Source organism: Methylomonas stagni (assembly GCF_050154735.1).
GTDB lineage: Bacteria > Pseudomonadota > Gammaproteobacteria > Methylococcales > Methylomonadaceae > Methylomonas > Methylomonas koyamae_A.
Genome location: NZ_CP189557.1, coordinates 1,725,876 through 1,751,048 on the forward strand (window position 1 = coordinate 1,725,876; position 25,173 = coordinate 1,751,048).

Consider the following 25,173-nt stretch of genomic DNA (forward strand, 5'->3'; position numbering starts at 1 on the left):
CTCCAAATTGTTATGCGTCGGCCGAGTACGGCGCTATGTCGATCATCGGTAGGATGGCTTGACCGTTCGCCAACAAACGTTCTGCGAGCCACCAATCTTCGGGTTCGTTGATGTCATAGCCTTCCAGGCCTTGACTGATAAACGGAATGATCGCCTCGCCGGCGATACTGTGTTGTTCCAGCGGCACGCGGGTCCAGGCCAATTCCAGACTGGCATCCTGCGCGTAGACCTCGGGCAATGCCGCGTATTGGCTGCTGTGCCAAGGCGTGTCGCCGTTGCTGAACGGCATCAGCGGCAACATCCGTTGTCCGCGCACCACCCACATTTTGCCCGGATGCTGCTTGCATTTTTCGATGGCGCGCAACGAGTCGGCACGAGGATCGGCGACAAAAGTCTCCCAAGCACGACGAATGGTATCCGGCAAACGAAACGGACTGGTCGGACGCAGAATGCTGAACGCATCGAATGTTCGGCCTTGCTGATTTAGTTGCTCCAGCATCCAAACCACCCATTCGATATCAGGCGACTTATCGCCGGAAATTGCGGCATCCCGCAAGAAAGGCACTTCGGCGCCATAATGTCGGGCGACCGCGGCATACTGCTCGCTGTCAGTCGCGCAAATCACCGCGTCGAATACACCGCTGTCTATAGCGGCGCGTACCGAATATGCCAACATCGGATGACCGGCCAATTCCAGCACGTTTTTGTTCGGCACCCGCTTGGAACCGGACCGGGCCGGAATGAACGCCACTACGCGCGGTTTGGAGACGTTCATACCTGATCGTTCCGAACCAAAAAGGAAATATTCTTCAACTCGGAATACACGTCCAATGCCTCGACGCCCGGCTCGCGAGTGCCGTTGCCCGACGCGCCAAAGCCCCCGAACGGCATGTGCGGCTCGCTGCCGTAAGTCCCGATATTGATATTCACCACCCCGGCCCTGACCCGTTGGGCAAACCACATCGCCCGATCGACGCTCCCGGTGTGGATCGCGGCAGTCAAACCGTATTCACCGGCGTTCGCTAAGGCCAAGGCTTCCTGCAAGGTATCGACCGAATATAGAGTCGCGACCGGCGCGAAAATTTCTTGGCAACTTAAGCCACTATTTGGGTCGACACCCTCGATCAGGGTCGGCTTGACGTAATAGCCCCCTGCCAATGCTTCAGAATCCGGCGCCCCGCCGCCGCATAAAATCTTGGCACCAGCGTTGCCGGCCTCTGTTATCGCCGCGAGGGCCGCCGCGTGCTGGCGGGGATTGATCAGCGGGCCCAAATCGCAACCGGCTTCGACGCCCAACTTCAGGGATTCGGCCTTGGCGACCAGTTTTTCGACGAAGGCCGGGTAAATCGAACGAAACACGATGATGCGGCTGCCGGCGGCGCAACGTTGGCCGGCGTTGCTGAACGCCGACAATGCCGCCCAATGCACGGCTTGATCCAGGTCGGCATCGTCGCAAACCACAAACGGATTTTTGCCGCCCAATTCCAGCGAAACCCGCGCCAGCCGCTGACCGGCGGTCGCGGCTATCCAACGACCCACCGCGGTAGAACCGGTAAAACTGATTACGTCCACACCAGTATGCTCTACCAAGGCCGCGCCGGCCGGCTGGCCCAGACCTTGAATCACGTTGAATACGCCGTCCGGCAATCCGGCTTCTTTAGTCAATTCGGCAAACAGTAAAGCAATACGCGGCGAATCTTCGGCGGCTTTTAACACCACACTGTTGCCGCAAATCAGTGCCGGAAAGGTTTTCCAGGCGATGTTGGCGATCGGCGTATTCGCCGGCACGATCAAACCCGCGCATCCGCGCGGCTGACGCACGGTGTGACTGTATTTGCCCGGCATGCCGGAAGTCAACGAGCGGGCATACAAACGCATGCCCTCGCCGGCAAAGAATTCGCCTTGCATGATAGCGCCGCCTACCTCGCCCTTGGCGTCTTGCGGCGGCTTGCCGGTCTCGACCGCGATGCAGTCGGCCAGTTCGTTGGCGCGTTGCTTCATCAACGCCACGATGTCGGTCAGGACTTGGCCGCGCCGCACCGGTGTCAGGCCCGACCATTCGGCAAGAGCGGACTTCGCGGCGACCACCGCATAATCGACGTCGGCAGCGCTGGAACTCAATACTCGATACAACAAACGACCGTTATGCGGATTAAACTTATCCAGCCAAGCCTGGGATTGCGCGACAACGGGGCGTCCCGCTATCCAATTTAAGATGTCCGTGACTGATTCGCTCATGCTTTAAATTGCGGTCCAGCCGCCGTCCACCACTAAGTTAGATCCGGTCATATATTGCGATGCGGGACTGGCAAGAAACAGCACCGCACCGTTGTACTCCTGCTTGTCTGCCATGCGTCCGACCGGAATCCGCCCGCAATAAGCGTCCAAAAATGCCTGCTCCTGCTGGTTGAAGACGCCGGCTATCGTCAACGAATTGACCCTGACGCCCGCTTTGCCCCAATAAACCGCCAAATAGCGGGTCAGGTTTAAAATGCCGGACTTTGACGCCGAATAGGCTACCGGTTTGAAAAACACCTCGCCGCGTTGGCGACGGTATTCGTACAGACTTTGATCCGGCGACACCACGCCGTAAATTGAGCTGACATTGATGATGGAGCCACGACCGGCCTTCGCCATCAAAGCTCCAAACACTTGACAGCACAGATAGACGCCTTTCAAATTGACGTCGATCACCTTGTCCCAGGAAGCTTCCGGGTAGTCTTCGAACGGGCCGTTTTCTTCCGGTGGCGCCGACGGTGGCGAATCGATCGCGGCGTTATTGATTAATACGCTAGCAACCCCAAAGCGCTCGGCAATCTCGCTGGCCGCTTGTTCCAGAGTGGCCTTGGCAGTGACGTCCACCGGGTAAAATCCAAAATGTTCTGGGAATTCGGCCAGCAAAGCCTCGCTGGCCGGCGAAGTCCTGGCATCCAAACCAACCACGCGGGCACCCCGTTCCAAGAAGGCCCGCGCGTATTCCGAGCCGAGTTGGCCGGATACGCCGGTAATCAATACCAGTTCCCGGCTGACGTCGAACAAATTATCGGCTGACATGAATCATATCCTCCTCAGCCTTGGACTCGGCCTGCTTGGCTTGGACAATGGCATCGCAGATTTCCCTAACCGCGCCGAAACCACCGGGTTTGGCGGTACTGGCAATGACGTAAGGCAAGACGTCAGGGTAGGCATCGGCCACCGCTACCGGTAAACCGACCACTTTGAATGCGGGGATGTCGTTGATATCGTTACCGACAAACAGGGTCTGCGCCGGATCGACACCCAGGTTTCGGCACGTGGAAAGAATTGCCGCCGCCTTGTCTTCGATCGCTTGCAGACAATCGATTTTCAGCTTCTTCGCTCTCGCGGACACCACCGGATTGGCCTCGGTGGAAATAATGAAGGTTTTGACGCCACTGTCGCGCAAGCGGGAAAGGCCTAGCCCATCGCTACGCCAGCAACGGACCGATTCCTTACCCTCTTGATCGACGAAAACCGTGTTGTCGGTAAACACGCCGTCGAAATCGAATACGACGAGTTCGACAGCGCTCAACAGTTGTCGACTAATATTCAACCGTCACCCTCTTTAAGCCGCGTCGATATCGGAATACTGTAAGGCCTCTCCCTTTGCGATATCCCGCTTGGCCACGCAACCGATGACCCGATTGGCTTCCCGCACCGGAATGTATTGAGTCCGAAAAATCCGCCCGGACAGGGCTTCCAGATCGATGGCCTCGCCGGCCTTGATATCCCGGTAGGCGACCAAGGACTTACCTAGCTTTTTAAACACCCGTTCCTGACCCAGCGACTCCTCAGCCTTGCGCGGCATCATCGCCGGTACCCGGTGGATATCCCGTACGAACTTACGAAAACCCTCGTGCTCCAGCGCGAAACTATGGTCGGTACCTCGCCAGGCACGATTCAGCGTCACGTGTTTTTCGAACACTCTGCTGCCCTTCATGTATGCAATGGGACCGGACAAGGTGCCGTTAAAGTGATCGGACAAGCCAATCGCGCATTGTGGAAATTCCTTAATCAACAGTTCGATGTTTTCCAACCCCAAGCGATCGTATTCGCAAGGATATTCGGAAACGCAATGCAACACCGCGACTTGACTGTTGTGTTCCAACAGCAAATTGACGCTGGCGCGAATTTGATCGATTTTGCCTCCGCCGATACTGATCACGACCGGTTTGCCTTTTTGAGCAATACGTTTGATGAACGGCAAATTGCCCAAGTCAAACGACGCGACTTTCATCAAATCGACGCCAATGTCTTCCAACAATTCGAGGCTCGGCTCGTCAAACGGGGTCGACATGAACTTAACGCCATGTTCCGCGCAATCCTGTTTCAGGATCGACAGCCACTCCGGTTTTAATTCCAGCTTTTCGCGATGTTCGCCGTAGGTGTCGGCAAATGCGTTTTCGCTATCGTAGGATGCTTCGTAAGCGTCTTGAGAAAATAAATATCGATTGTTACGAGTTTGAAACTTGATGGCGTCGGCACCGGCTGACGCAAAAACCCTGATGTATTCCCTGGCAACTTCCAAGTCGCCTTGATGATTTTGACCGACTTCAGCAATGATAAACGCCTTATCGCCCAGTTTCTCTTTTCCAAACATTAGCCCTCCAGATCAGTCGGCGGATGATACCATCCGACTGTACTTTTGGGCAATCCGAAAACTGCATTTGGCGATCGATCGGTGTGGCGCGTTATTACTTGAAGAACCTAACGAATGGCGGATGTTTCACACCGAACGTTCGCGATTAACGATCATAAAGACGCCACATCGCCCCGGCAAATCGAAGTTGTTAGCATGATTCACGCGATTGACAGTGTTCCGATACCTGATTGGGACTGCATCCGTTGACTGTCGCAGTGATAAAGATTGAACTCACGAAAAAATCTCAGCCAGACCCAAAGCGCCTGCCTGCTGATCCTTGCCCGACAAAATCGGCAACTGACCGCCTAGAGGCCACTCAATGCCGATCTCGGGATCGTTCCAAATAATGGCCCGCTCCGCCGCCGGCGCATAGTAATCCGTCGTTTTATATAAAAACTCCGCCGACTCGGACAGCGTCAAAAACCCGTGAGCAAAACCGGCCGGTATCCACATTTGCCGTTTATTTTCCTCCGACAGTATCTCGCCAACCCATTGCCCGAAAGTCGGAGAGCTTTTACGAATATCGACCGCGACGTCAAAAACCTCACCCTGGATCACTCGAACTAATTTGCCTTGCGCATTTGGCGGCAATTGATAATGTAAGCCTCGGAGTACGCCTTTTTGTGACTTGGAATGGTTGTCTTGAACGAAAGATGTGGATAGACCGGTCGCGGCCTCAAAAATTTTCTGGTTAAAGCTTTCGAAGAAAAAACCTCTGTCGTCGCCAAAGACTTTAGGCTCGAACAGGATGACGTCAGGTATTGTTAATCGGGTCGCTTGCATGGCTGAACTTATTGAATATTAAGATTAAAATTATTGCGTAGTTATTGCGATAAAATCGGAAGCAAAGTCGTTATCTTTTAGCGAAACCCTTATTAATTCATCACAAAACAGTGAACGCGCCGAAACTCCAAAAAGCTCGGATACTAAATCACTCAAATTATTGAAATGCTCGGCAATTATGGCGTAATTGATTTCGTAATCATGTGCCGCAAAGCTTCTGGCGGCACGACACAACTGCCAATTTTCCACCGAAATGATCACGCCAACTTTCTGAAAGAAACTCAACAACTTCAAAAATCGATCGCTGGGTTCACCGGAAAGCAAACACGCGTGGCGCATCGCTGCTGCAAGCAAATCTTGTAATTTGGCGAAGCGCTCGTTAATGGCAGCCAGCGTTTCGAACAAGACGATATTCCTTCTGTATACTTCCAACTGCATCGCCGTTAAAGGCCAAGCGATTTTATAGCTAGACGCGAGCAAAAAATACACGAACGCTATATCGCTTCCAGCAACTCAGCTAAATACTGCTTTTCCGCGTCGAGGCTAGTTGGATTCACGCGTTAATTTTACTGCATTATTGCAGGCGATAATTTGAAAAGGCGTAGCGTCTTGATTCGTAGCCTTACAAACCAAGTTAACCGGCATACTTAGCAGCGATTCCGGTTGCATTTGTAGCTCTTAGCACGCTGAAGCAGAGGCAATGTGGACGAGGTCTCGATTAATAAATCAATATCGCTGTCTTTAACGGAGTTATTTAGCCGAAAACCCAACAAAAAAACCTCAATTTCCGCTCCACCGATTTGATTCACGGTATTTAATATCAGACTAATCTGATTTTCGGCCAATCGCATACTGTAAAATTCGCTGGATTGAGTTCACTGGCATTTCGAAGAGGGAAATATTTAAACATTTTAACGTGCGTACTTTCCCGTCCGCGGCGATAACAAATGCCTCCCGAACACATTTATAAACCAAAACATAGTGGGTTAAATGACTCAAAATTTGGCGAAATAATGTTCGTCATGATTATGACTTAACAGGCTGCTGAAATTTAAAAATCTGCTCCAATTTTGTCCCCAAAAACGTATTTCCCGCAAAATAAAATTTTGTAAGCCCTTGACTGTTCATTGCAGCCAAATGCCTTTTAGTGACAAATTGGAGAATTTTGTAAAATTTTTCCACCGAGATTCTTTTTTCAACAACCTGTTAAGCGGTTACGGTCTTCAATTACCTGGATTAACTTTACAAAATCACTCTCTTGAACACAATCCTCCAAGCAATAAGCCTTTACCACTTTTTTGGCGAACTTCCGTCGATTCGATTTTACGCCTTCAAACACACCTTGATCGCTTTCCAACATGCCCTCTGTGTATATCCATATTTTTGAGCAATCCCATTTCGCAAATCATCAATAATTCATTCGTCCAGTTGTTTGGCGAGCTCTTCCAAATCGACTTACGCAGCCATGATGGTCTACTCTTCGGCACTAGAATTTTTCATACTCGCCGCTTAGCCTCGACAAACCCGCTCAAATCCTCAAAACACCTGCTTATCAAGCAGTCCAAGCAGGTATTTTCCATAGCCGTTCTTAGCAAGTGGTTTCGCCAATTCTTCGATTTTTTCATCGCCAATCCAGCCACTACGCCAAGCAATTTCTTCCGGGCATGCGACTTTCAGACCTTGCCGGGTTTCTATGGTCTCGATGAAATTGCTGGCTTCAATAAGGCTGGCATGGGTACCGGTATCCAGCCAAGCGTAACCCCGTCCCATGATTTCGACGCTCAACTGCTGCTCGGCCAAATAGATTTTATTAACGTCGGTGATTTCCAATTCGCCGCGCGGCGACGGCTTTAATTCGGCGGCGATATCGACAACCCGATTGTCGTAGAAATACAAGCCGGTAACGGCGTAATTGCTTTGCGGCTTGATCGGTTTTTCTTCCAACGATGTGGCCTTGCCGGCGGCATCGAAGGCAACGACGCCGTAGCGTTCCGGATCGTTGACGTGGTAGGCGAACACCGTGGCTCCGTTAGCCTGTTCCGTGGCGCCTCTTAGCTGAACGTGCAAATCGTGACCGTAAAAAATATTGTCGCCCAACACCAATGCACTCGGACTGGTCCCGATGAATTCTCGACCGATAATGAAGGCTTGCGCCAAACCATCCGGACTGGGTTGCACCGCGTATTGCAGGTTGATACCCCAATCGCTGCCGTCGCCCAGCAATTGCCGAAACAGGGGCGTGTCCTGGGGCGTGGAAATCACCAGAATATCGCGTATGCCGGCCAGCATCAACGTACTGAGCGGGTAGTAAATCATCGGCTTATCGAAAATCGGCAACAACTGTTTCGAGACGGCCTTGGTGACCGGATACAGCCGCGTACCTGAGCCGCCGGCGAGAATAATGCCTTTGCGATTTGCCATGACTAATTTCCTAAAATTTCCGCCAACATCCGCTCCACACCCATTTGCCAGTCGGGCATTTGGAGATTGAACGTGGTTTGCAGTTTTTGGGTGTTCAAACGCGAGTTGAGCGGACGTTGGGCCGCCGTTGGATATTCGCTAGTCGCAATTGCCTTGACGTCGGCTTCGGCGGCTTTCAGGATTTCGCCGTGTTGGCGGGCAACGCTAAACACGTGTTGGGCATAGGCATGCCAACTGGTAGCACCAGCGCTGGCCAAATGATAAACCCCGGAGACATCGGGTTTGCAGACGGTAGCTCTTAGCGCATGGGCAGTCACGTCGGCGATCAATTCCGCGCCGGTCGGCGCGCCGATCTGGTCAGCAATCACCGCCAGTTGCTCGCGCTCCCGCGCTAGCCTCAACATGGTTTTTGCAAAATTGTTACCGCGCGCGGCGTACACCCAACTGGTCCGAAAAATCAGATGCTTGGCGCCGGACGCTTGAATCGCCTGTTCGCCGGCGAGTTTAGTCCGGCCGTAGACACTAAGCGGATTAACGCCATCGTCCTCTAGCCAAGGACGTTCGCCGCTGCCGTCGAAGACGTAATCGGTCGAGTAGTGCACTAGCCAAGCGCCGCATAAACGGGCCAGTTCGGCGATGACTTGCGGGGCTGACGCGTTAATCGACTGGGCCGTTTCGGCGTCGCTCTCGGCTTTATCGACGGCGGTATAGGCAGCGGCGTTGACGATCGCGTCCGGAGCGAGCCGGCGAATCGTGTCGGCGATGCCCGCCGCATCGGCCAAATCGCCGCAGTAGTCGCGGCTGTGTCTGTCCAAGGCCACCAGCTCGCCAAGCGGTGCCAGGCTACGCTGTAGTTCCCAGCCGACTTGACCGTTTTTGCCAAACAGTAGAATCTTCATACTATTAGGCTTGGCGCTCCGCGTAGTTTTTGTCGAGCCAGGATTGGTATTCGCCGGACATGACGTTTTGCACCCAATCCTGATTCGCCAAATACCATTCCACCGTCTTGCGGATGCCGGTTTCGAAAGATTCGGCCGGCTTCCAGCCCAGTTCGCGTTCCAGCTTGCCGGCGTCGATCGCGTAGCGGCGGTCGTGACCGGGGCGATCGGTGACGTAGGTAATTTGCTCGGCATAGGACTTGCCATCGGCGCGCGCTTGCAGTTCGTCGAGTATCGCGCACAGCACGTTGACCACGTCGAGATTGGCCTTTTCGTTCCAACCACCCACGTTATACACCTCGCCAACCTTGCCGGCTTCCAGCACTCGGCGAATCGCGCTGCAATGATCCTTGACGTACAACCAATCGCGAATTTGCTGGCCGTCGCCATAGATCGGCAAAGGCTTGCCGGCCAACGCATTCTGGATGCACAGCGGAATCAGCTTTTCCGGAAAATGGTAGGGGCCATAATTGTTGGAACAATTGGTGGTCAACACCGGTAGGCCATAGGTATGGTGATAAGCGCGCACTAAATGGTCGCTGGCGGCCTTGCTGGCCGAATAGGGACTGTTAGGTTGATACTGGTTGGTCTCGGCAAACGGCGGATCGATTTTTTCCAACGATCCGTAGACCTCGTCGGTGGACACGTGCAGCAAGCGAAACCCGCTTTTGCCGGCTTCATCCAGCCCGCCCCAGTAAGCCCTGATTGCTTCGAGCAGGCGGAAACTGCCGAGCACGTTGGTTTGAATGAAATCTTCCGGACCGTGTATCGAACGATCGACGTGCGATTCGGCGGCGAAATTGACGACGGCCCGGATTTGATACTGCTTCAACAAATCCAACACCAAGCCATAATCGCCGATGTCGCCCCTGACGAAGACGTGCCGGCCGTCGCCTTGCAACGTCGCCAAATTTTCCGGGTTACCGGCATAGGTCAGCTTGTCCAGATTCACGACGGCTTCGTCGTGTTGCGCCAACCAATCCAAAACGAAATTGCTACCGATAAATCCGGCGCCGCCGGTCACTAATAAAGTCATGAGTTGCAAATCAGCAAGTTATTAAAGACGTCAACCTATCCGAACCCGCCGGCTCCCCAAGCTACTACGAACCGACCAACCAAACCGGAAAGTTCGCTTTGCATTGCCTACCGCCACGCAAAATCCACCGACGCTCCTAACGAGGATACAATATTGTTCGCTTTGCTACATCCCTACATCAGTAGGGTGTCCTTAACGGATAAGAAAACTGTTTTGTCGGTATTGTACCTTAGAACTACTGTTAGCTGTCCAGCTGCTGACAATTTCCGGACTAAGGCAAAAACAAACAAAACCGCGCTCCGCCGAGCCGACTGCGGTTATCGACGCGGACATAGCCACTCTGCTCGCCGTTTTTATGTAAAGCGGCAATCACCGACACAAAAAACAAGCCCAGACCGGTATTACCTCCGATCCAATCCAAATCGACGCTGCCGCTCAGATCGGCGTCGAGTATCTCGGATGGATACCCCTTGCCGTCATCCTCAATCGCCAACCGCAAATAGCCATCCTGCTCGACGGCGCTGACCAATATCTTCTCCCGCGTATAACGCAGCGCGTTGTTCAAAATCGTCGCCAGCGCATTGGTCACCTGCGGGTAATCGCAAAAACACAGCAGATCGTCCGGACATTCGATAACCACCTCGACATGGTTCAAGCGCGACAAACGGCTTTGTTGGTCTCTGGCCTCATTCAGAATATCGATGACTGGATAGGCGTCGATCATCAGGCAAAACTTATCGGCATCGATTTTATACAGTACCAACAACTGCATCAGCGTGTGATTGATATGGGTCGCCTCGAACTCCAACTGGTTGATGTCCTCGGCCCGATCCTGATACTTCACGGCCAATTGCCGGGTCAGTTCCAACAAAATGCCCAACGAATTCTTAATATCGTGGACGGTGGACGCCAGCACCGCCGGAAACATCCCGGCCTGATCCGCCCGCGCCGTCATCGATTAGATCCGTTCCGAATGGGCGTGCAGCAACTTGGCGTACTCGATCTGCAAAATGCCCAATTTATGCGGGTCCACTCCGACCTGTTTGGCTTTCTTGAATAAGGCCTTGGTGCGGCGATTTTTCTCCTCGTCGAAATCGTTGGCTTTCAGATCGTGGATCATGATTTTCAGCATATTCAAGATGATGGTTTTATTGTCCGGCAAGTTGACGATGGCCTGCTCGAACAAATCCAGGGCCTCCTTGAACTTGCCCTGCTTGTACAAGGCCACGCCGCGGTTATTGGCGGCAATCAACGCCTGTTTGGTTTTTTGAATCAGGATTTCCGAATGATTGTGCAGACCAATGTCGCTCTGCATCTTGCGGACGGCGTTGAGAAACGCGTCGTCGTCGATGTGGTATTTGATCAAATCGTACAAAATTTCCTCGGCCTTGCCGTGCTGGTCGTTCTGGAAACAGGCCTTGACCACCTCCAACTGCAATTCCCTGGGCGCCTTGTTACCAAGCAAGCCCGCCAGCTGGACGGTGCGTTGCAATGCCTTGTCCGCCGCGTCCTCGTTACCCAGCGCCTTGAACACCTCGATTTCCAGCGCGCTAGCCCGCAAATCGGCCTCGGGCTGGTTTGCGTATTCCTTACGCATTTCTTCCAGGACTTGCAGGGCCTGAGTACCGGCATTGCTTCGCGCATAAAGCCTTGCCAACCCGGCATAATCGGCGCTGGAACGATGCACCGAATGCTTCCCCAATTTAACAACGTTTTTATAGGCTTTTTCGGCGGTTTCCAGATTGCCGTTTTTGTCGGCGGTTTCGGCCAATTTTTTCTGCCGCAGTATCGATTGCGGCGACAACTCCAAGGCTTGATGCATCACGTTCTCGACGTCGCCGTACTGGTCCAGCGCCTCGTAGGCCTTGCCCAACCAATCGTAACATTCCATCAGCATCGGATTTTCGGCCATCAAGCTACGGAATCCGGCAATCGCCTGTTCGATGTTGTTGTTTTGAAAATCGATGACACCCAAGCCTATCCTGGCCCAGGACAGCTCGCGCTGGTGCAGCACTTCCTGATAAATCGCCCTGGCCTTGTCGAAATCGCCGACGGAAATCGCCAATTCGGCGCGCAATTTCAGCAAATTCAGATGCATCTTCTTATCGTTCTGGGCCAGCAAGTGGTCGCACTGCTGTATCGCCAGCGGCAGATTGCCCTTGTCGATGGCTCGCTCGACCGGCGCCAAAAAATCCTTGCGGGCGAAATTGCGGCTTAGCCGGCTGATCAATTGCTGCGCGTTGAACGGCTTGGTTAGGTATTCGTCGGGCTTGCCTTCCATCGCCCCCAAGACCGCGGCGGTGGATTGTTCGGCGCTGATCATCACGAACACGCAGCGATAATCGATCAAGCGGCGGAAGCGCGCCTCCTCCAACACCTGCTGGCCGTTCTTGCCGGGTCCAAGGTTGTAATCGCACAAGACGACATCGAAACGGGTTTTAGTCATTGCCATGATCGCAGCCTGACCGCTGTCGGCCTCGCTGACCTGATCGGCATCCAGCGCGTACAACATCTCCCTGATCGCCTTACGCATCACCGGATTGTCGTCGACGAGCAAGGTCGCCTTACCTAATAAACTAAATTTCATTGCCGGTTAAACATCAACAAACAGTTCAATCGCACGCTCCGTCAAACTTTATCGTTAGGGTCTTGAAAAAATTCGTCGGCATCCCCAAGTCGCCCCAGTCCGTTTCACAACCTAATTGAGTATAGACATGAGCACTGTTGAAGCCAATAAACAAACCCTGGGTTTCCAAACCGAAGTCAAACACCTGCTGCATTTGATGATTCACTCCTTGTACAGCAACAAGGAAATCTTTTTGCGCGAGCTGATCTCCAACGGCTCCGACGCCGCCGACAAATTACGCTTCGAGGCGCTGGCCAACGACGGCCTGTACGAAGGCGACGCCGAATTGAAAATCCGCGTCGATTTCGACGAAAAAGCCAAGACCATCACCGTCACCGATAACGGCATCGGCATGACCCGCGAGGAAGTCCAAGACCATATCGGCACGATCGCCAAGTCCGGCACCAAAGCCTTCTTCGAAAAACTCACCGGCGACCAAGCCAAGGACAGCGAACTGATCGGCCAATTCGGCGTCGGCTTTTATTCCTCGTTCATCGTCGCCGACAAAGTCACGCTGACCACCCGCAAGGCCGGCGCGCCGCACGACCAAGGCGTGCGCTGGGAATCAGACGGCCTGGGCGAATACACCATCGCCTCGGTCGAAAAAGCCGATCGCGGCACCGAAATCGTGCTGCACCTGAAAGACGGCGAAGACGAATTCTTGAGCGAATGGAAACTGCGCTCCATCATCAAAAAATACTCGGATCACATCAACCTGCCCATCATCATGAGCAAGGAAGTCCCGGCCGAGAAAGACGACGACGGCAACGAAACCGCGCCGGCCCGCGTCGAGGACGACACCGTCAACAGCGCATCGGCCTTGTGGACCAAGTCCAAGGACGACATCACCGAAGAACAATACAACGAATTCTACAAACACGTCGCCCACGACTTCCAGGACCCGCTGGTCCACGTCCACAGCAAGGTCGAAGGCACCAACGAATACAGCCTACTGTTGTTCGTGCCCGGCCGCGCGCCGTTTGACTTGTGGGACCGAGACGCCAAGCACGGCGTCAAACTGTACATCAAGAAAGTCTTCATCACCGACGATCCGGAACAACTGATGCCGCGCTATTTGCGCTTCGTTCGCGGCGTGATCGACGCCGACAGTTTGCCGCTGAACGTGTCGCGGGAAATCCTGCAACAAAGCAAGCAAATCAGCAATATCAAAGCCGGCGCGGTTAAAAAAGTATTGGGCCTGCTGGAAGACCTGGCCGAAAACGACGCCGAAAAATACCAAAGCTTTTGGGAAATGTTCGGCAACGTCATCAAGGAAGGCCCGATCGAAGACCACAAAAACAAGGACCGCGTCGCCGGCTTGCTGCGTTTCTCGTCCACCCACACCAACGACAAAACCCAAAACGTGTCGCTGGCCGACTATGTCAGCCGGATGAAGGAAGGCCAGGAAAAAATCTACTACATCACCGCCGACAGCTTCGCCGCCGCCAAAAGCAGCCCGCATCTGGAAGTATTCCGCAAGAAAGGCATCGAAGTCTTATTGCTGACCGACCGCATCGACGAATGGCTGGTATCCAGCCTGACCGAATTCGACGGCAAGCATATGCAATCGATTGCCAAGGGTGAGCTGGACCTGGACAAATTCGACAGCGAAGAAGAGAAAAAACACCAGGAAGAAGTCAGCAAGGACTTCGAAGCGGTGGTCAAGCAAATCCAGGAAGTGCTGGACGACAAAGTCAGCGAAGTCAAGATCAGCCACCGCCTGACCGACTCCCCGGCCTGCCTGGTCACCGGCGCCTACGACATGAGTTTGCACATGGAGCGGATCATGAAGGAAGCCGGCCAATCCGGCGGGATGTTCGGCATGGGCGGCAACAGCAAACCGATCTTCGAAATCAACCCGGACCACGCCATCGTCCAGGCCTTGAAAAACGAGCAGGACGACGCCCGCTTTGCCGACATCAGCCATATTTTGTTCGACCAAGCCATCCTCAGCGAAGGCGGCCAATTGGACGACCCGGCGGCGTTTGTGCATAAGTTGAATGGCTTGTTGCAAAACCTATTGAAGTAGGTTGGGTTAGGCGCCAGCCGTAACCCAACACGTTGGCTTTCGATAGGGTTTGTTGATCAAACGAGCCATCAATTGAGAAAGGCCGGGAAACCGGCCTTTTTTGTTGGTTAACAGCATTGACAAGACAACTCTGCATATTAGCTATTACTCAAAGATATGCGAAAATTGTTCGATTATCTCTTTAGCGCAACAAAGCGAAGTTACAATCCAATATGGCTGACATATATCACTATCCACCGGACGTTCTCAATCTATTAGTCGATACTATTCCGCTTCTCTGTCGATCTAAAAATGACATTCTTGTGTTTTTTCGTGGTGCTGGTGTGTCCGATGGGGAAATGTCTGATCTATCCCTCCAATTAAAAACAAATCGCGAGAGTTTAAACAAATACGAAATAACGCGGACGATGATACAGCGGGTCAATGAAAAAGGTGATTCTCACCTGAAAGCTCGCCGCGAAATTGTAAAGCGCGTTGTTGAGTTCGAAGATTTCTCCACGTGTTGGCCAAATGACCAACTTAAGGCAAAAGGGTTGGTAGGAGAACTCAGACGAGTTGTAAATGTTAAAGATTCTTTCACCCGCATGGCGAAGGAGAGGGAGCGAGAAAAACAGTTTAACTCCGAAATCCGGCAGCAAGAGATTGAAGCTAAAAAGAAAAAAGGCAATGCTATCGAGCAGGTCAAAAATGATTTATATGCCCTTTTTTCGATGGAAAATGATCCTCAAAAACGAGGAAAACAACTTGAGAAAGTTTTGAATTCTTTCTTTCAAGCCTATGACATCCTCATTCGTGAGGACTTTCGGCGCGTTGATCCAGAAGGGGCTGGAGTACTTGAGCAAATTGACGGCGTCATCGAATTCAGTGGGCACATATACCTCATCGAAATGAAGTGGGTTAAAGAGCCAATCGGGGTTGACAAGCTTGCGCAACACCTCGTTAGAATTTATGGGCGGCACGATGTCAGAGGCTTATTCATTGCAGCTAACGGCTATTCGGACACGGCAATCTCAAGTTGCCGGGAAGCATTGGCGCAAAAAACGATAGCGCTAATTTCTCTCCACGAAATAGTTCGATTGCTAGAGCAGCAGAATGATCTTATCGAGTTTCTGAAAAGGAAAGTCGAAGCCGCCACTGTTGATAAAAATCCTTATTTTGAAATATTGAATTGAGCCAGCGTAGCCCGTAGCGCGCGGTGAGCTAACGAACCTTACGAAACGAGGTTCAAATTTTCTCGAATACCGTTTGTTTCTAAGGTGCCGCGTTGCGAACCCTAATTTAACGCCGGTTCGCGGACCGGCAACCGCGATACTTTCGCTACGAAAACCATCCTTGGTTTGTGTGCCGGCGCGGAGTTTATCTCCAATAAAGATGGTGGCGCAAAGTCAAGTAGCTAACGTGGCTGAAACCATGGTACTTTCGAAACCTTGTCGTTCGGAAAATGGTGGAATAGGCAATCGCCCGCCAATATTTCCAGTGGCAGTGAAAGGCCAATCAGCCCGGTTATTTCCGCGTGGTGCCGAACGGCGCCATAATGAACCATGACTAACGTACCCGCGCGCCCTACCCGCCTTGGCATCATCTCCGACACCCACGGCCTGCTGCGACCGCAAGCGCTGGCCGCGCTGCGCGGCTGCGAGCGAATTTTGCATGCCGGTGATGTCGGCAAGCCGGAAGTATTGCATACGCTGAACGAGTTGGCACCGGTGACGGCGGTACGCGGCAATAACGATAAAGGCGTCTGGGCCGACGAGTTACCGATATGCGCGCGCGTCGAGCTGGGACAAGTCGGGATCTACCTGATTCACGATCTGGCCGAACTTGACGTCGATCCGGCGGCAGCTGGAATTCGCGTCGTCATATCCGGCCATTCGCACCAGCCGTCGATTTCGGAACGGAACGGCGTGTGGTATGTAAACCCCGGCAGCGCCGGTCCGCACCGATTTAAATTGCCGGTCACCGTCGCCGAATTGATCGTCGACGCCCCAACCGTAAAGGCCGAAATCATCGCACTGCGGATTTGAAGCACTTTGTTTTAAGCACTGCCGCATAAGCGACAACACGCTGCCACGCCACATTTCCCGCAAGCTAACCTATTCATCTCGACTAACCGCGATAAAACCAACGACCATGAGTTTTGACTTCAACGCTTACCTTAACCGCATCGGCATCGCTAAACCGGAAACCACCCTCGCCGGCCTTAGCGAACTACAACAGGCGCAGCTCAGTGCGATTCCGTTCGAAAACATCAATCCGCTGTTGGGTCTACTTCCGGATTTAGAAACCGTTGCATTGATGGACAAAATTATCGCCAAACGGCGCGGCGGTTATTGCTTCGAATTGAACAGTCTGTTCGGGCACGCGCTGGATGAACTGAGATTCGCCTATCGCCCCATCCTGGCGCGGGTGCGGATGGGTCGTAGCGAAGGCGGGCCGCGTCTGCATCTGGCGTTTATCGTCGAAGCCGAAGGCGAACCCTGGTTGGTGGATGTCGGCTTCGGCGGTCCCAGCCACTATCGGCCGCTGCGGTTGAACACCGAACAGGAACAAATACAGGACCATAACCGCTTCCGCTTGCGCCGGGAAGCGGATTCCGGAGAAACCGTGCTGGAGCGGCTACAAGACGACGGCTGGTTTGCGTTGTATAGTTTCGATCTGTCCAGAGTCCAACGTTGCGACCTGGAAGCGGCCAATCTGGTATGTACGACTTGGGACCAATCGCTGCTATCGCAAAATCTGTTGGTTTGCCGCAATACCTGCGCAGGTTGGGTGCAGTTGTTCAATACCCGGTTTTCCCAATTCATCGGCGGCGAGCAAATCAGTACCGCGGTGGAAGGCACCTCGCACTTACAAGCCTTGCTAAACGAGCAATTCGACATCGAAATCGACGATGACCAATTGGTCCTTCTCGCCAACCGCTTAGCGTTGGCTGGCCACTAACCGCCTCGTAGCGATAATTAGCCGACGTGACGATATTCAACTCGAACCGAAAAACAAAAAGCCCCGTCGAGTGTCCTCGACGGGGCCTGGACCGAGACGAATCGTTTATTGAATAACCGGTACGGTGGTCGTGGTGGAGCGGTAGTTGGCGACCAATGGCGCGGTGTAATTCGTCGTTCTGGTTTGGTCGGACGAATTGGTATCGCCTTCCGCGAAACCGCAAGCGCTGCCGGCGCATTGCGTGCTCAAATTTGGCGTCGCGAACAACATCACGGACGGACCGTAGTAGCTCATCACGGTACCGAATTTGCCGCTGATACCCCATGCATAGGAATATGAAAATTTACCTTGGAAACTGCTGTACGTACGATCGTGGACATTGCCTAAGGTATGGCCGATTTCATGAGTGAAGGTATTGGCTCCGCAATAGTAATTGGTCATCGAGTCTTTGGAGTAGCCGTCGCCAATAGTTCCGAAACCGAATTTGGCGTTCGCCGCGCCGCCGTTGGCAAAGCCGACGTAGGTGGTGCCGCAGCTGCCGGCGGTTTTTGCGTAGAGCGGTCTAAATAGCATCACCAAATCGGCGCCGTACTTGTTACGGAGCGCGGCAGTGCCGGCAAACGCGCCTTTGTCGTACGCCAAATCGGACAGGGCTTGCGAGTTGGAATTACTCTCCACATAGGTGGTTGGTCTCGCGTGTACCAATCTCAAGCTCATATTAATTCCCGAATCTTTGTAAGATTGGTTGGATACGTCGACCAAATAGGCAATCCGTTGTTTCGCGTACGTTGCGGTTTGGTTGACGGTGGTGTAAAGCACCATCAAATCGACCACCGCATTGCTGGAACTTGTCGTGGTACTGACCGTAGCGTTAGCCGTCGTTTGCACGCTAGCCGCCGCATACGTGGCTTCGGCGGTTTTCGCCTTGGTTTCCGCAGCGACCGCGAGCGCATATTTTTTATCGTAAGACGACTTCAATTGTGTCGCATTGGATTGAGCCGTTTTATTGGTCGAATTAGCTTGACTCAATTGAGCGGTCAAGTTGTTGACATTGGCTTGCGCCGAATTCACCGCCGCTTTTAAAGCCGAATTTTTTTGTCCTTGTTCAACGCGGTTCTCGCATTTGCCAAAGCGGTTTTGGCGGCATTTAATGCGTTGCTTAGCGAAGCGACGGTTTGCGCTCCGGCGTCGGCTTGAGATTTTGCAACTAGATATTGTTGATACAACGCGTTGGCTTCGGCGGTTAAGGCATTCGCCGTTGCCCTGGCAGTTTCGGCCGCAGTCCGCAGCGCGTCCAAATTGCTGGAGTTTCCAACAGCGTCGTTCATCGTCACCGATTCGTCGGCCATGGCTTCCTGTTGATCGCCCTCGAAACCGGCGGTTTGCAAGCCGGATTTATCCAAATCAACCACGACCGTTTTACCGTCGACCGTTTCGATATTGTAGGCGCCATCCGGTGTGAAAACATTGCCGATTACACCGGCATCGCCTTGGGAGAGATAAACCCGATAGCCTTTACCTTCGTCGTCCAAATAACCGATCCAGGTTGAACTGCCATCCGCATGCTCTACGGCATTATCGTGAACTACGTTGTATTGGCCTATCGGTAAATCCAGCGTAAAGGTTTTTCCGATCGGTACCTCAGCTAATTGATCCATCGGCAAATTAACATTCATGACCGAGCCTGGTTTAAAATTTTTATATCGCTCCGGAAGATTATTCGCATAATCCGGTGCGACTACGATCATTTCGGTACCCAGTGAATTGTCCGCGGATTTATTTAAACCACTACCGTTGCGTCCGGTAATGACTACGGTTTTAATAATCCCACTTTCGGCGATTATGCTGTGATTATAGCCGGCGAGTAATTGATGCAATCCCATATTCCAATCGTCGCCAACAATTTTATGCGTAATGGCGTCATTCTCGAGATCGGCATTGATTTTAAAGGTTATACCGGTACGGTTGGCCAATTGATCGGCGGCATCCCGTAAGGTTTTGTTTTGAATAACGTGATAAACGTTGTGGGGCAATTCTTTAATCAATGGCGCTTGGCTGGCCATTGCATTGGCGGACACCACGGCCAAAATCGCGGTCGCAAGTGTTCTTATCTTTTTATATTCTGTCGCTTTCATTTCGGTCACCTTTTAAATTATCATCAGCAGGCACACCAACCGAGCCAACTCTGCTGAATCCGAGAGTTTCCGCTATATTCGGAAATCTCCCAACCAATAAGTATCATCTTTTAAGATGGACACTCCCTTTATTTGAAACACGAAGTTATTGTAGGAATTCACCGGACCGAATTTGTGAAACCGGTCCGGTTTAGCGGGATACACGGAAAAATCGGCCGATTAATCCGCGGGTCTTAGAGACGGCTCACAATTGGCGGAATGCCATTGTTCGCGATAGACATCGTAGGCATATTGCTGGCGAATTTGCAGGCTACCGGCCGACAATGAATAGACATCCGGCAAGTTATAGCCGTTAAAACGATTGGCCTTGATCAGACTGTAGGCGCCGAGCTCGGCGAACACCAATTTTTCGCCCACCTCCGGCACACGCCGAAAACGGTAAGTACCGAATACGTCACCGGCCAAACAGGTAGACCCGGCCACTATCGCCGAATGCAAGCCGTATTCATCGCTATCCAACAATCGGGGTTGGCGTTGGTACTCGAAGACTTCCGGATGATGGTTGATCGACGTATCCACAATCAGCACGGTTTTGCCGTCGCTGTCGAAGCGATCCAGCACTGTAGTCACCAAATAACCGGCGTCGCCGACCAAGGCCTTGCCCGGCTCCAAAAACACCGACAATCCAAAGCTTTCGCGCAAGCGTCGCAAGACCTGAACCAACTGGCCGGGTGCGTCGCGGTAACGATAGCCGCCACCCAGATTCAGCCAGTGTAAGGTTGGCGCCTTCATCAGCAATGGCTGGATCACGGCCAGGGTTTTCATCAGCGGGGTAAAATCCGTGCTGTCGAATACGTTATGAAAGTGCAAACCCTTAACGCCCGGCGGCAAGCCGCCGCTCAATTCGGCGACGTCCACGCCCAGCTTGGAATGCTGCCGACACGGGTCGAAGCGCGGGTCGTCGATAAACGAAAGTTTCGGGTTGATCCGCAATCCCTTGGAGGCATACAAGGAGTTATCGGCCAGGCGCTGATACTGGCTCAAGGAGTTGAAGCTGATATGAGTGCAAATTTTGCGCAATTCGGCGATTTCGGCCGGGCGTAGACCTGGTGAAGTCAAATGCACGGTGCCGGACCCGCCCAGAATTTCGTAAGCCCATCGCGCCTCGAACAAGGAACTGACCGAAAAACCGTCGATTCGCCCGCGCAACGATTCCATTAAAAAGCCCAAGGGCAAGGCCTTGATCGAATACAGCACGTGACAGCCGGCCATATCCCGCAAGGCCAACAACGGTCGCAAATTTTCGGCGACTTTGTCCATGTCCAACACAAAAGCCGGCGTCGTCTCGACGCTCTCCAAACACGCTCTAAACATCGTCACCCCTCTCTCCCCTGCCACGGTAAAGCGCGGCTTCGGTTATCACATAATCCATAAACACATCGTGCGGCTCGGTCACGACGTCGGATACCAATTGAGACTCGTAGCAAATGCCGACCAATAAACAATCGGCTCGAACCTGACTCAACAAACGATCGTAGTACCCGGCGCCGTTGCCCAAACGCCCGCCGCGCTTATCGAAAGCCACGCCTGGCACCAGTACCAAATCCAGATCGGTGACCGCCACTTGCCGCTCGGGTTGGTAGCGTCTTTCTACCGGCGGTTCCGGAATCCGCCAGGTACCGGGCCGCAACTCGGTTAAATCGTTTAAGCGCCACAAACCCAAGCAGCGCGCGCCGCCGGCGTCCTCGGTGCAATAAGGCACGACCACCGACTTTTCCAGCGCCAAGGTGTCGTTAATCGCCGTATGGGTCTGGACTTCAGAACGACAACCGACATACCACAGCACCGTAACGGCGGTCTGAAACCAGATCTGATTCATTAAGCGACATTGGATTGCCGCGCTATGCAAAGCCGGCTCGCTTTGCGCCGCTCTGGCTCGATACGCTTGCCGGCGCTGATCGACTTTAGTCATGTTCAACCGCCGCCAGCGCTTGCGCCAATAAATCCGGTGCCTCGCTCAGCAAATGCAGTGCCTCCTGTTCCTTACGCAGCCAAGTGAATTGGCGCTTGGCAAGTTGACGGGTGGCAACGATGGCTTTCTCCCGAAAGGTCGCGAAGTCGTATTCGCCGTCCAGATAGCTCCAGGCCTGGCGATAGCCGACACAACGCACCGACGGCATCGCCGTATCCAGGTCGCCGCGCGCGCGCAACGCCCGTACTTCGTCGATAAACCCGCCGGCCAGCATTGCGTCGAAACGCCGTGCGATCTTGTCGTGCAAGGTAGCTCGGTGTTCCGGAGCCACGATCAATTTGACATAGCGGTAAGGCGTTTCGACCTCGCCGGCCGCACCGAAAAAACTGCTCAGCGGCCGGCCGCTGAGTTGGTAAACCTCCAGCGCCCGCTGTACCCGTTGCGGATCGTTGGCGTGGATGCGCGCCGCCGCTTGCGGATCGATTTGCGCTAGGCGGGCGTGCATCGCCGCCTTGCCGAATTCAGCCAACTCGCTGTCCAGCCGGCGCCGCAGGTCGGCATCGGCGGCCGGCAATCGAGCCAAACCTTGGGTTAACGCGCTGAAATACAGCATCGTGCCGCCGACCAGAATCGGCAACCGGCCGCGTTGCAGGATGTCGTCGATCGCGGCCAGGGCTCGATCGCGGAATTGGCCGGTCGAAAAGCTATCGAGCGGATCGAGGATGTCGATCAAATGATGCGGGACGCCGCCGCGCTCGGCCGGCGTCGGTTTAGCGGTACCTATGTCCATGCCGCGATACACCAGCGCCGAATCGACGCTGACGATTTCGCTGTTCATCGCTTGCGCCATGGCCACCGCCAACGCCGACTTGCCGGATGCGGTCGGCCCCATCAACAAGACCACCTTGGCTTTGTTCGGCTGCTCCATCATTGACCGCGCATGAAAAAGCGGTCCAGATCCTGGTGACTCAAGCGTACCCAAGTCGGTCTGCCGTGATTGCATTGACCAATACGCTCGGTTTGCTCCATGTCGCGCAGCAAGGCATTCATTTCGTCGATACTGAGCTTGCGGCGGGCTCTGACCGAACCGTGGCAAGCCATCGTCGCCAACACAGCATTGATTTTCTCCTCGACGTGCCGACTGAAGCCGTCGTTGAGCAAATCGGCCAACAAATCGCGCACCAGCTGATCGACATCGCTCTTCGCCAGCAAGGCCGGGGTCGCGCGCAGCACCACGGTTTCCGGTCCGGAGCGGGTCAATTCGAAGCCCAAGTTCTGAAAAAACGCGTGCTCGCGTTCGGCAAGATCGGCCTCGGCGGCCGTCACCTGCAATTTGATCGGCAGCAACAAAGGCTGGGAGACGATGGCGGACTGATGGTAATGCTGCTTCAAGCGCTCGTAAGTCACTCGCTCGTGGGCGGCATGCGCATCGACCAGAATTATGCCGTCGGCCGTTTCGGCCAGAATGTAGATATTGTGGATATGCGCCAACGCGAAACCCAGCGGCGGCATCGCCGAGGCCGGCGCGGCGGCGGGCGGCGTATCGTCGGTCGGATAGAGTTTGGCGTAGGCCAGGATTTGCTCCGGCACGTTAACCGCCGGCCGCGCCGTTGGCCGGTAAGCGCTTGGCGCCGGCTGTCCGGTCCGCGCCGGCGGCTCGGACAAGTCCAACGGTAAAGAGGCTTGCAACGGCGCTGGCACGGCAGCCGGATTCGGAACTTGCACTTGGGCAGCAGGCAAGCTTTGATGGTCTATCGCGATGCCCCCCTCGCTACCGGGTCGCTGAGCCGCCAGACTGCGATGCAAAGCCTGGAACAAAAAATCGTGTACCGTCCGGCCCTCACGAAACCTCACCTCCAGTTTGGTCGGATGCGCATTCACATCGACCAGTGCCGGGTCCAGCGTTAAATACAACACGAACACCGGGTGGCGACCGTGATACAGGACGTCCTGATAGGCTTGCTTGACCGCGTGCGCGACCAGCCTGTCCTTGATCAAGCGGCCGTTGACGTAAAAAAACTGCTGATCCTGCTGACCGCGCGAAAAAGTCGGCAAGCCTACCCATCCGTGTAACTGCAGACCGGAGGCAGCGTAATCGATCTTCACCGACTGCTCGATAAACGCCGAGCCGCAGATCGCGGCGATGCGTTTTTCCTGCTCGGTCAGGCTGGTGGCCGGCTTCAGATGCAGAATCTCGCGCTGATTGTGGTTCAACACGAAACCGACATCGAAACGGGCCAAGGCGAGTTTTTGGATCAGGCTTTCGATATGAGCAAACTCGGTTTTCTCGGCTTTTAGAAATTTGCGGCGGGCCGGGGTGTTATAGAACAAATCGCGGACATCCACGGTGGTCCCGGCTGGATGCGGATCGGGTTGCGGATCGAAGTTTTTTCGGTGCCGTCCGCACTGACCAGCCAGGCGCAATCGGCCTCCGGGGTGCGGGAAATCAAGGTCAACCGCGCCACCGAACTGATGCTGGGCAAGGCCTCGCCGCGAAACCCCATGGTCCCGACCTGCTCCAGATCGTCCAACGACGCGATTTTGCTGGTGGCGTGGCGAGATAACGCCAGCGCCAGATCGTCCTTGACGATGCCGCAGCCGTTGTCGCGAATCCGAATTTGGCGGATACCGCCCTGCTCGATGTCTATCGTGACTTGGTTGGCGCCAGCGTCGAAGCAGTTCTCGACCAATTCCTTAACCACCGACGCCGGACGCTCGACGACCTCGCCGGCGGCGATCTGGTTGACCAGTTGAGGAGGTAAAGCGTGTATCCGCATGGCAAGCGCCCAAAAAGCGCGTATTTTAACGGATAGCGACTCGAACGGGGATTTGGAGCCTTGTCCAATGACACATAAGCCTAGACGAGGGGATGTATGTCCAGTGCGAGATGCGCCTGATGCTGCAAAAGTTGGGATGTGGAGACATGATCGTGACTATACATACTCAAACACTCGACACGCAGGCTCAAGTGCAAGGCTTCGTTTCCAACAACGAAGCCATCTGGTCTCCGCTGACGGATCGGGCAGCGGCTTACGGCTGGATGACCGATACGCTCAAGCAGTTTCGTTTTTCATAAAAAATATCAAAGACTTGTCAACATAAATCGATTCAAAAATCCACCCGCATCACCGTCACGGCGTGGCCTCGGTAAAATTCCTCGGCCACGCTCCGCCAACCTAGACGGCGGTAAAAACTCGCGCGATCCGGCGTGAACAAATATAAAGCGCCGACGCCGGCCGCCTCGACTTGCGCCATCGCATGGCGCACTAGTGCCGAACCGACGCCGCGATCGCGAAATTCCGGCGCCACGTAGACGCTGGCCAACCACGGACTCAGTTCCGGCCGGGTATCCATGTCGGATTCGATGATAGCGGCGGAGCCAGCCAGCCTACCCTGCCACTTGCCGACAAAAGTACTCGGCACCAAGTCCGCGCCTAGATAAGCCTGCATTCGAGCGACCCGCTCACTCAGGACGAAGCCGGGGTTTAAGTCGGCCCACTGCTGATGGTGCCAAGCAGCCAAGGTTGGCAGATGCTCGGGCTCGGCCGCTAAATCGATAATGTGCATCGCTGGTCTGTGGCGTTTTTAAAAAACCCGAGTGCGCTCGATGACGCGGAAGGCGGCAATTTTAAA

General features: G+C 53.9%; 23 protein-coding genes and 1 pseudogene. 5 read left to right on the plus strand and 19 right to left on the minus strand.

Annotated elements, in window-relative coordinates:
• Window positions 1-10: 10 nt before the first annotated feature.
• The 12 genes from ACP4CD_RS08105 to ACP4CD_RS08160 form a co-directional block, all read right to left on the minus strand.
• Window positions 11-775 (minus strand): acylneuraminate cytidylyltransferase family protein, encoded by a 765-nt coding sequence (locus ACP4CD_RS08105; RefSeq protein WP_426994186.1) that lies wholly within the window; start codon window positions 773-775, stop codon window positions 11-13.
• Window positions 772-2,238: an aldehyde dehydrogenase family protein gene (locus ACP4CD_RS08110; protein ID WP_426994187.1), complete on the minus strand. Its 1,467-nt coding sequence runs from the start codon at window positions 2,236-2,238 to the stop codon at window positions 772-774. Before ACP4CD_RS08110 ends, ACP4CD_RS08105 begins: the two co-directional genes overlap by 4 nt.
• Window positions 2,239-2,241: 3 nt before the next feature.
• Window positions 2,242-3,054 carry an SDR family oxidoreductase gene (locus ACP4CD_RS08115; protein WP_426994188.1) on the minus strand — a complete coding sequence of 271 codons (813 nt, stop codon included), beginning with the start codon at window positions 3,052-3,054 and terminating at the stop codon, window positions 2,242-2,244.
• A complete protein-coding gene (locus tag ACP4CD_RS08120) occupies window positions 3,041-3,571 on the minus strand; it encodes a KdsC family phosphatase (RefSeq protein ID WP_064030817.1) in 531 nt (176 codons plus the stop codon). Before ACP4CD_RS08120 ends, ACP4CD_RS08115 begins: the two co-directional genes overlap by 14 nt.
• 12 nt (window positions 3,572-3,583) lie before the next feature.
• Window positions 3,584-4,618, minus strand: coding sequence for an N-acetylneuraminate synthase family protein (locus tag ACP4CD_RS08125; RefSeq protein WP_064030818.1), 1,035 nt, complete (start codon window positions 4,616-4,618; stop codon window positions 3,584-3,586).
• 273 nt (window positions 4,619-4,891) lie between these two features.
• Window positions 4,892-5,443, minus strand: coding sequence for a dTDP-4-dehydrorhamnose 3,5-epimerase (rfbC, locus tag ACP4CD_RS08130; RefSeq protein WP_064030819.1), 552 nt, complete (start codon window positions 5,441-5,443; stop codon window positions 4,892-4,894).
• A 30-nt stretch (window positions 5,444-5,473) separates the two neighbouring features.
• Complete coding sequence (locus ACP4CD_RS08135; RefSeq protein ID WP_157197952.1) at window positions 5,474-5,848, minus strand: hypothetical protein; 375 nt, start codon at window positions 5,846-5,848, stop codon at window positions 5,474-5,476.
• A gap of 1,131 nt (window positions 5,849-6,979) precedes the next feature.
• Window positions 6,980-7,864, minus strand: coding sequence for a glucose-1-phosphate thymidylyltransferase RfbA (gene rfbA, locus ACP4CD_RS08140; RefSeq protein WP_064030821.1), 885 nt, complete (start codon window positions 7,862-7,864; stop codon window positions 6,980-6,982).
• Window positions 7,865-7,866: 2 nt separating this feature from the next.
• On the minus strand, window positions 7,867-8,763 hold the full coding sequence (rfbD, locus tag ACP4CD_RS08145; protein ID WP_426994189.1) for a dTDP-4-dehydrorhamnose reductase: 897 nt from the start codon (window positions 8,761-8,763) through the stop codon (window positions 7,867-7,869).
• Between the two features lie 4 nt (window positions 8,764-8,767).
• Window positions 8,768-9,838 (minus strand): dTDP-glucose 4,6-dehydratase, encoded by a 1,071-nt coding sequence (rfbB, locus tag ACP4CD_RS08150; protein ID WP_168028829.1) that lies wholly within the window; start codon window positions 9,836-9,838, stop codon window positions 8,768-8,770.
• A gap of 271 nt (window positions 9,839-10,109) precedes the next feature.
• Window positions 10,110-10,793: a sensor histidine kinase gene (locus tag ACP4CD_RS08155; protein WP_426994190.1), complete on the minus strand. Its 684-nt coding sequence runs from the start codon at window positions 10,791-10,793 to the stop codon at window positions 10,110-10,112.
• A gap of 3 nt (window positions 10,794-10,796) precedes the next feature.
• A complete protein-coding gene (locus ACP4CD_RS08160) occupies window positions 10,797-12,425 on the minus strand; it encodes a response regulator (protein WP_426994191.1) in 1,629 nt (542 codons plus the stop codon).
• A 127-nt stretch (window positions 12,426-12,552) separates the two neighbouring features.
• Here ACP4CD_RS08160 and htpG point away from each other — a divergent pair, with 127 nt between their 5' ends.
• The 4 genes from htpG (at window position 12,553) to ACP4CD_RS08180 (ending at window position 17,433) form a co-directional block, all read left to right on the plus strand.
• Window positions 12,553-14,493, plus strand: a complete 1,941-nt coding sequence (gene htpG / locus ACP4CD_RS08165) for a molecular chaperone HtpG (RefSeq protein ID WP_426994192.1) — start codon at window positions 12,553-12,555, stop codon at window positions 14,491-14,493.
• 212 nt (window positions 14,494-14,705) lie between these two features.
• Window positions 14,706-15,665: a restriction endonuclease gene (locus tag ACP4CD_RS08170; RefSeq protein WP_168028834.1), complete on the plus strand. Its 960-nt coding sequence runs from the start codon at window positions 14,706-14,708 to the stop codon at window positions 15,663-15,665.
• 369 nt (window positions 15,666-16,034) lie between these two features.
• The gene (locus ACP4CD_RS08175; protein WP_426994193.1) at window positions 16,035-16,517 is read left to right on the plus strand and encodes a metallophosphoesterase family protein; all 483 of its coding nucleotides are present in this window, start codon (window positions 16,035-16,037) and stop codon (window positions 16,515-16,517) included.
• 106 nt (window positions 16,518-16,623) lie between these two features.
• Window positions 16,624-17,433, plus strand: coding sequence for an arylamine N-acetyltransferase family protein (locus ACP4CD_RS08180; RefSeq protein WP_426994194.1), 810 nt, complete (start codon window positions 16,624-16,626; stop codon window positions 17,431-17,433).
• Window positions 17,434-17,538: 105 nt separating this feature from the next.
• Here the strand turns inward: ACP4CD_RS08180 and ACP4CD_RS08185 are convergent, their stop codons facing one another.
• The 6 genes and pseudogenes from ACP4CD_RS08185 to mutL all read right to left on the minus strand — a co-directional run bounded on the left by ACP4CD_RS08185 (window position 17,539) and on the right by mutL (window position 24,317).
• Window positions 17,539-18,504 carry a reprolysin-like metallopeptidase gene (locus tag ACP4CD_RS08185; RefSeq protein ID WP_426994195.1) on the minus strand — a complete coding sequence of 322 codons (966 nt, stop codon included), beginning with the start codon at window positions 18,502-18,504 and terminating at the stop codon, window positions 17,539-17,541.
• 8 nt (window positions 18,505-18,512) lie between these two features.
• Complete coding sequence (locus ACP4CD_RS08190; protein WP_426994196.1) at window positions 18,513-19,577, minus strand: hypothetical protein; 1,065 nt, start codon at window positions 19,575-19,577, stop codon at window positions 18,513-18,515.
• 210 nt (window positions 19,578-19,787) lie between these two features.
• Complete coding sequence (locus tag ACP4CD_RS08195; RefSeq protein WP_426994197.1) at window positions 19,788-20,942, minus strand: carboxynorspermidine decarboxylase; 1,155 nt, start codon at window positions 20,940-20,942, stop codon at window positions 19,788-19,790.
• Window positions 20,935-21,540 (minus strand): 5-formyltetrahydrofolate cyclo-ligase, encoded by a 606-nt coding sequence (locus ACP4CD_RS08200; RefSeq protein WP_426994198.1) that lies wholly within the window; start codon window positions 21,538-21,540, stop codon window positions 20,935-20,937. Before ACP4CD_RS08200 ends, ACP4CD_RS08195 begins: the two co-directional genes overlap by 8 nt.
• Complete coding sequence (gene miaA / locus ACP4CD_RS08205; protein ID WP_426994199.1) at window positions 21,533-22,471, minus strand: tRNA (adenosine(37)-N6)-dimethylallyltransferase MiaA; 939 nt, start codon at window positions 22,469-22,471, stop codon at window positions 21,533-21,535. The genes ACP4CD_RS08200 and miaA overlap by 8 nt, the downstream gene beginning before the upstream one ends.
• Window positions 22,468-24,317: pseudogene (mutL, locus tag ACP4CD_RS08210) on the minus strand (DNA mismatch repair endonuclease MutL). The gene miaA and the pseudogene mutL overlap by 4 nt, the downstream one beginning before the upstream one ends.
• 152 nt (window positions 24,318-24,469) lie before the next feature.
• Between mutL and ACP4CD_RS08215 the strand changes: the two are divergent.
• Window positions 24,470-24,616 carry a hypothetical protein gene (locus ACP4CD_RS08215; RefSeq protein WP_426994200.1) on the plus strand — a complete coding sequence of 49 codons (147 nt, stop codon included), beginning with the start codon at window positions 24,470-24,472 and terminating at the stop codon, window positions 24,614-24,616.
• Between the two features lie 32 nt (window positions 24,617-24,648).
• Here ACP4CD_RS08215 and ACP4CD_RS08220 read toward each other — a convergent pair whose 3' ends face one another.
• Window positions 24,649-25,107, minus strand: a complete 459-nt coding sequence (locus tag ACP4CD_RS08220; RefSeq protein ID WP_064030837.1) for a GNAT family N-acetyltransferase — start codon at window positions 25,105-25,107, stop codon at window positions 24,649-24,651.
• Window positions 25,108-25,173 lie beyond the last annotated feature (66 nt).